This is a genomic window from Neoroseomonas rubea (assembly GCF_016106015.1).
GTDB lineage: Bacteria > Pseudomonadota > Alphaproteobacteria > Acetobacterales > Acetobacteraceae > Neoroseomonas > Neoroseomonas rubea.
The window spans coordinates 1-7,063 of sequence record NZ_JACADQ010000211.1; the positions used below are offsets into that span (position 1 = coordinate 1).

Below are 7,063 nucleotides of genomic sequence, written 5' to 3' on the forward strand. Positions count from 1 at the left end.
GGGTGAACCTCCCCCAAACCCCCTCCCTTCCTTGCCGTTTGGGAACTGATTTCGAGGGTCGGTTCCCAGGTGACAAAGAAGGTTGAGGGGGGGGTCCGGGGGGAGAAGTTCCCTTCTCCCCCCCGCCATCATCATGGAAGGGACGCCATGCTGAAGCTCTGGGGCCGGGTGAACTCGGTCAACGTCAAGAAGGTGCTCTGGATGCTCGACGAGATCGGCGCGCCCTATGAGCGCGTCGATGCCGGCATGGAGCATGGCGTGGTGGACACGCCCGCCTATCGCGCGATGAACCCGAACAGCCGCGTGCCGACAATCGAGGATGGCGACTTCGTGCTGTGGGAATCGAACTCCGTCCTGCGCTATTTGGCGATGAAGCATGGCAGCGCGCTGTATCCGGCCGATCCCGCGGCGCGCGCGTCCGCGGATCGCTGGATGGACTGGCAGCTCTCCACGCTCGGTCCCGCGGAGCGGAACCTGTTCTGGGGCCTGGTGCGCACGCCGGCGGACAAGCGCGACATGGCATCCGTGATGGCGGCGATGAAGGCGGCCGGCGCCTGCTGGGCGATGCTGGACGCGCATATCGCCAAGCATGGCGGGCCGTACATCGACGGCGCGGCGATGACGATCGCGGACATCGTGCTCGGCTGCTACGCGCGGCGCTGGTTCGGGGAGGAAGTGCGGGTGGAGGGCATGCCGGTGCTGCCCACGCTCGCGGCCTGGTATGCGAGGCTGGGCGAAAGGGCGGGGTTCCAGCGCTGGGTGGCGGTGCCGATGACCTGACCGGCGCGCGGCCGGTTGGGATAAGTCAAGTTTCCCTGAGGTTCATGCGCATAGCCTGATCTTCATGGGACATGTCCATGAAGAACCCGGGCTTCGCCGGTGGCGTCCGCGCCGGCTGGCCTTCGCCGCGACGGCGATACTGGCGGGTTGCTCGACGTTGGCGCGGGACGCCGTCATCATCCAAGGTCTGCCCACAGTGAGGGATGGCCGCAGCAGCAGCGTCCTGTTCCGCGTCTCGGCGGGCGGCGCCTCGTCGGGCGACCTGCTGGAACGCGCCGAATTGTGGGACATGGACACTGGCCGCCGGTTCGGCACGCCGGGACCCTTGAGCCCGTCCGCCGCCGCGCGCGCGGCGGGCTGGCGGCATGAAGCGGCGCTGCCGCCGGGGCGCTACTTCCTCAGGCTCCTCACACCGGACCGGCGCGACGCCGCGCCCGCCGACATGACCTTCATCGTCCCTGAGCCGCCGCCGCCAGTGCTCTACATCGGCAGTTTCCGCGTCCAATGCTCGGCCGCTTCACCCTGCCGCGTCGCACCCGTCCCAGAGGACGAATCGGAGGCCGCGCGCACCCTCGTCGCCGCTCAGGCGCCCGCGCCGCCGGCGCCGGTCACGCGGTTGGCGCAGCCTTATCCGGCAGCCTTCGCGCGCACGGGCCTGCCGCGGCCGATGGCGCCGGAGATCAGCGTCGATGCGCGGCTCTGGGTCGCGGCGATCGATTGGAACGCATTCCTCAACACGGAGACAGTTCCGCAAGTCCCAGCCGAGATGCCAGCGCAGTCGCCGGAAGGCCCGCAGCTTCCACGCAGCGAGGCGCCCGATTGGTCGGGCGCGCGGATGGTGTCGAGCTACTACCAGGACCCGTTCACAACCCTTGCGGCGGTCGCCGTGACGGGCGCCATCCTCATCGTGGCCGTGCCGATCTACCTCATCGCGCGCGCCATCGCCGAGGACCAGCGCAACCGCCGCACGAGGGCGGAGGCGCAGGTCCAGGCCGAAGCCCTTCGCGCCGCCGCGTTGGCGCAGGACCAATGGAGCCCCTGCGCCGCCGGCATCGCCGCCACCCTCGCGCCCGACAGGGTCGAACGCGACCTGCGCGCCAACCTGTCCCCCCGGCGGGAGGAAGGCCGCCGCGCCGCCCTGCCCGACCCCTGGAACGTCACCGTCGCCCGCGTCATCTTCCGCCATTGCGGCACGCAGCCCGACCACCACGGCGTGGAGGTTGCGACGCGCTGGACCGCACGCCGCCCCGGTGAGGCAGACCCAGCCTTCGACATCGCCTATACGCGCAGCGTCGCGGGCGCGACGCGCGACACGCGGCTCGTTCATTCCGAACGCCCGCCGTGGGAATTGCCGGTGGCGACCGAGGCCGCGTGCCGGCCACTCGCGGACTATTGCGGCGCGACCGGCACGGCGCTGCTGCGGGACGAAGTGCTGCGCGGGGTGACGGAAGCACGGGACGCGATCGCGGCGGCGCGGTGAAACGAGGGGGCGCCGCCCCCTCGACCCCAGCCAGGAAACTGAGTTTCCTGGACCTTCCGAACCGGACAGGCGTGGTTCATCACACAGCGCAGGCAGGCGCGCCAACCCAACGAAAGCGATGGATGCGGAGAGCGTCAGCTCTTCACATCCGTCACGTCGGCAGGCGTGCCCGACACATAGAAACGATGGATGCGAAGAGCGTCAGCTCTTCACATCCATCGCCTGCCGCAGCCCGTCGCTCAGCAGGTTGAAGCAGATCGACGTGACGAAGATGCACACGCCCGGCAGCACCGCGACCCAGGGTTGAACGTAGATCGCCGTGCGCAGCGTGTTCAGCATCAGGCCCCACTCCGGCTCCGGCGGCTTGGTGCCGAGGCCGAGGAAGGACAGGCCGGAGGCCAGGATCATGCACACGCTGATCAGCGACGTCGCATAGACGAAGATCGGCCCCAGCACGTTGCCCAGCACATGCACCCGGACGATGGTGAAGGCCGATGCGCCCGAAGCACGCGCCGCATCGACGAAGTCGAGGTTGCGCACCCCCGTCGTCACGCTTTCCGCCACCCGGATGATCGGCGGGATGAAGACCAGCGTCAGCGCCAGGATCGCATTCACGATGCCCGCGCCAAGCGCGCCCGAGATCGCGACCGCCAGCAGCACGGACGGGAAGGCGTAGAACACGTCCGTCACGCGCATGATCGCCATGTTGGTCTTGCCGCCCGCGAAGCCCGCGAGGACGCCAAGGAAGGTACCGATCACAAAGGCCAGCAGCACCGGCGTGATGCCCATGAACCAGGACAGCCGCCCGCCATGGATCAGCCGCGTCAGCATGTCGCGGCCAAGTTCATCCGTCCCGAGGATGTAGTTCGGCGTGCCAATGGCGCGCAGCCGCCGGATCATCGACCCCTGGTAGGGATCGTGCGGCGCGACCAGCGGTGCGAAGACGATCACCAGCAGCATCGCCAGCAGCACGATGGCGCAGCCGATCGTGACCGGGTCGCGGCGCAGTCGTTTCCAGACGCCGGCCCAGTAGCCCTGGGACTTCGCGACGGCCTGCCGCGCCTGGACGGCGAGTTCGGCTTCCGCGGCGGTCGGGGTGGTGGCGGTGCTCATGGTCCGTCTCCCCTCGGGGGCACGTGATTCGTCGCGCGGGTGACGCGCGCTTGATACGTCGCGCGGGCCACGCGCGCTTGATACGCGGCGCGGATCGCGCGCGCTTGATCCGTTTCGCGGGTCACGCGCGCTTAATCCGGGGATCGAGCGCCGTCTGCACCAGGTCGACCGCCAGGTTCAGCGCGACGAAGAACATCGCCAGGACCAGGATCGTGCCCTGCAGCACCGGCAGGTCGCGCTGGAAGATCGCGTTGTTCAGCAGCAGCCCCGTGCCCGGCCAGGAGAACACCGTCTCCACCAGGATCGACCCGCCCATCAGGTAGCCGAGCTGCAGGCCCATCACGGCCAGCGCGTTCGGCGCGGCGTTCTTGACCACGTGCAGGAAGATCCCCGCGCGCGTCAGCCCCTTGCCGCGCAGCGCGGTGACGAATTCCTGGTTCATGATCTCCGCGATGATGCCGCGCACCGTGCGCGTGACGATGCCCATCGGGATCACCGCCAGCGTCACCGCCGGCAGGACCAGGTGCTTCATGTGATCCCAGTCCCAGACCCAGTCGGCGGACCCGCCCGGGCCCGCGCCCATCGCCGGCAGCCAGTTCAGCTGCACCGAGAAGATCACGACCAGCACCATGCCCAGCCAATAATGCGGCACGGAAACGCCGGCCACCGCGATCGTGACCGCCGCGCGGTCGATGATGGATCCGCGGAAGGTCCCTGCCAGCCCGCCCAGCACGCAACCCAGGATGAAGCCGATCAGCGAGGCGACAAGCGCCAGCATCAGCGTGTTGGAAATGGCCGAGGACAGGTCCGACCACACGCTGCGCCCCGTCGCGAGCGAGCGCCCGAGGTCGCCCTGCACCACCTTCAGCAGCCAGATGCCGAACTGCACCGGCAGCGGCTTGTCGAGCCCATAGTCGCGCCGGACCTGCTCCACCACGTCGCCCGGCGCATCGGCCGGCACGATGGCGTTGATGGGGTCGCCCGGCGCGATCTGCACCAGCATGAAGCAGACGAACCCGACCGCCAGCGCGATCGGGATCGCATAGAGGATGCGCCTGATCAGGTAGAAGAACATCCGCTCATCCTCTCAAGAAGCCCCGCCGCGGCTTTGCCGCGGCGGGAGGAACGACGTCCCCAGGATCATCGCCGATCCGGGGCCCCCACGACGGTTTTGCGAAGCGAAGCGTCAGCGCAGCGCAGCAGAACTGTCGTGGGGATCATTGAATGTAGGGCAGCCGCAGATCGACGAACCAGGATTGCGGCTGCACATAGCCCCGGATGCGCGGGGACATGGCGCGCGGCGCCACGTCATGCGCGATCCAGATGAACAGAGCCTCGTCCACGCCGGCCGCGTGCAGGCGGGCGAGCGCCGCGTCGCGTTCCGCCGCGTCGAAGGAATTGCGCGCGACACGGATCATCTCGTCGAAGCGCGGATCGTTGAAGTGGCCCCAGTTGTTCGACACCGGCGGCGCCATCTTCGAATCCCAGAAGCGCACCATGGCGAAGAACGGATCCATGGCGGCGAAGGAGACGTTGGTGGCATGCGCCCCGCGCGCCGAGGCGTGCTGGCAGCCATTGCGCCAGTTGGTGAACAGTGCGTTCCACTCGATCACGTCGAACTCGACATTGACGCCGACTTCCTTCAGTTCCTGCTGCACATATTCGTTCATCGGCAGCGGCTGCATCTGGCCCGAGCCCGAGGCCGAGATCTGCACGCGTAGGTTCAGCGGCCGGTTCGGGCCGTAGCCGGCCTCGGCCAGCAGGCGGCGCGCCTCGGCCTTGTCGGTGCGGATGCGGAAGCTCGGATTGCCCCACCACGGGTGGCCCTCCGGCACCGTGCCGACCGGGATCGCCATCATGCCGCCGAGCAGCGTGCGCAGCCCCTCGCGGTCGATGGCGAGGTTGAGCGCGCGGCGCACCCGCACGTCGCGCAGCGGCGAGCCTTCGGCGAAGCAGGGCTGCCACGGCCAGACATGCGGCTGCGCGTTGGACGTGATGGCCATGCCGCGCGAGCGCAGCTGCGGGATGGCATCCGGCGCCGGCGCCTCGATCCAGTCCACCTGGTTCGACAGCAGCGCGGCGGTGCGCGCATTGGCCTCGGGGATCGGCAGCAGCACGATCCGCTCGGCGCGCGCCTTGGTGCCCCAGTAGTTGTCGTTGCGCGCCATCTCCAGCCGCTCACGCGGCACGAAGCGCGTCACGCGGAAGGGCCCGGTGCCCGAGGGCTCCCGCGCGAAGGCGTTCCACGCCGCTTCCGCGGTCGGGTTCGCATCCCGGAACCGCTGCCACTGGGCGGGGGAGGCCATGAACAGGTTGGTCAGGTTGATCGGCAGCAGGCTGTCCGGCTCGCTGGTGAAAAGCGCGACGGTGTAGTCGTCGATCTTCTCGGCACGGCGCAGCGTCGGCATGCGCGTCGCGGTCACGCCGACCTGGCGCGGGTCGAACTGCGGCGCCTCCCGGTCGAGCACCTTGCGCACGTTCCACACCACGGCGTCGGCGTTGAACTCCGACCCGTCATGGAAGCGCGCCCCGCGGCGCAGCGTGAAGATCCAGCGCGTGCGGTCGTTCGGATCCACGCGCCATTCGGTCGCAAGCCCGGGGACCACCACGGAAGGCCGGTCGGCCGCCGAGAGGTCCCACATGGTCAGGCTGTCGAACAGCGGGATGCCGGTGAAGCGGTTGCCCTCGAAGCCTTGGTCCGGCTGGCCGTTGGTCAGCGGGATATCGGCCGCGGTCATGCCGATGCGGATGGTGCCCTGCGCCATCGCGGGCGCGGCCGCCACCAGCGGCAGGGCCGCGAGGCAGGCGGTCAGCAGGAAACGTCGCAGCTTCATCGTGCCATGTCCTCCAGTGGCGATTCCCCCCGGCGACGGAGCCGGGCCTTCTGAGCCGCCCGCCCCGCCGGACGGCACGCAGTCGTGTCCCGTCCGAGGGTGCGAGGCAGCAAGGGCCGTGCCATCCGCCGCGTGGCGGGATGCTACACCAGACCCGGATGGAGTTGCCTAGAGGTGTGGCAGAACGCCTGTTTTCGTGGCGGCGCACGCCGGGCCGGCCTTGCCGTGCCGCCCCGGGCATGCTGATCCACCGCGCATGCGCCTGCTCCTTCTCAACGGCAACACGGATTCCGCCATCACCGCGCGGCTTGCCGCCCTGGCGGCGGAGGCGATTCCGCGGCTCGGCCTGCCCACGGCGGAGGTGGTGCCCGCCACCGCGCAGTTCGGCGCTCGGTACATCTCGACGCGCGCGGCGGTGGCCATCGCCTCTCACGCCGTGCTGGCCGGGCTTGCTGCGCATCTGGGCCCGGCGAATGAGGCGGGCTTCGACGCCGCGCTGATCGCCTGCTTCGGGGAACCGGGGATCGAGGCCGCGCGCGAGTTGTTCCCGCTGCCCATCATCGGCATGGCGGAAGCCTCGATCGCCGCCGGCCTCGCGCGCGCGCCACGGGTCGCGCTGCTGACGGGCGGCGCGCTCTGGGTGCCGATGCTGGAGGAGTTCGCGCGGGTGCGCGGCTTCGGCCCGGACCGCGTGATGGTGCGTGGCGTGGCGCCGACGGGCGACATGATCGCGCGCGATCCCGATGGTGCCGTGGCCCTGCTGGTCGAGGCCGCGCGCGCCGCCGCGGCGGATGGTGCGGGCGTCGTGGTGCTGGGCGGCGCGGGCCTGGCGGGCCTCGCGCCACGTGTCGCGCCC

At 69.9% G+C, this 7,063-nt stretch carries 6 protein-coding genes; 3 read left to right on the top strand and 3 right to left on the bottom strand.

Annotated features, from left to right (window positions below):
* The first annotated feature begins 147 nt into the window (after positions 1-147).
* Together HW577_RS17190 and HW577_RS17195 are read left to right on the top strand one after the other, a co-directional pair.
* A complete protein-coding gene (locus HW577_RS17190) occupies positions 148-780 on the top strand; it encodes a glutathione S-transferase family protein (RefSeq protein WP_198377375.1) in 633 nt (210 codons plus the stop codon).
* Positions 781-976: 196 nt separating this feature from the next.
* Positions 977-2,260 carry a hypothetical protein gene (locus HW577_RS17195; protein WP_198377376.1) on the top strand — a complete coding sequence of 428 codons (1,284 nt, stop codon included), beginning with the start codon at positions 977-979 and terminating at the stop codon, positions 2,258-2,260.
* Positions 2,261-2,461: 201 nt separating this feature from the next.
* Here HW577_RS17195 and HW577_RS17200 read toward each other — a convergent pair whose 3' ends face one another.
* The 3 genes from HW577_RS17200 to HW577_RS17210 form a co-directional block, all read right to left on the bottom strand.
* Entirely contained in the window at positions 2,462-3,373 is a 912-nt protein-coding gene (locus HW577_RS17200) for an ABC transporter permease (RefSeq protein WP_198377377.1), read from the bottom strand.
* Between the two features lie 121 nt (positions 3,374-3,494).
* The gene (locus HW577_RS17205; protein WP_198377378.1) at positions 3,495-4,448 is read right to left on the bottom strand and encodes an ABC transporter permease; all 954 of its coding nucleotides are present in this window, start codon (positions 4,446-4,448) and stop codon (positions 3,495-3,497) included.
* A 142-nt stretch (positions 4,449-4,590) separates the two neighbouring features.
* A complete protein-coding gene (locus HW577_RS17210) occupies positions 4,591-6,207 on the bottom strand; it encodes an ABC transporter substrate-binding protein (protein WP_198377379.1) in 1,617 nt (538 codons plus the stop codon).
* 256 nt (positions 6,208-6,463) lie between these two features.
* Here HW577_RS17210 and HW577_RS17215 point away from each other — a divergent pair.
* The coding region (locus HW577_RS17215; RefSeq protein ID WP_198377380.1) for an aspartate/glutamate racemase family protein at positions 6,464-7,063 on the top strand (600 nt) is incomplete at its 3' end.

Excerpts from the sequence above, each read along its gene's own strand:
- HW577_RS17200 (WP_198377377.1), bottom strand. The coding sequence starts at position 3,373 with ATGAGCACCGCCACCACCCCGACCGCCGCGGAAGCCGAACTCGCCGTC.
- HW577_RS17190 (WP_198377375.1), top strand. The coding sequence starts at position 148 with ATGCTGAAGCTCTGGGGCCGGGTGAACTCGGTCAACGTCAAGAAGGTG.
- HW577_RS17210 (WP_198377379.1), bottom strand. The coding sequence starts at position 6,207 with ATGAAGCTGCGACGTTTCCTGCTGACCGCCTGCCTCGCGGCCCTGCCG.
- HW577_RS17205 (WP_198377378.1), bottom strand. The coding sequence starts at position 4,448 with ATGTTCTTCTACCTGATCAGGCGCATCCTCTATGCGATCCCGATCGCG.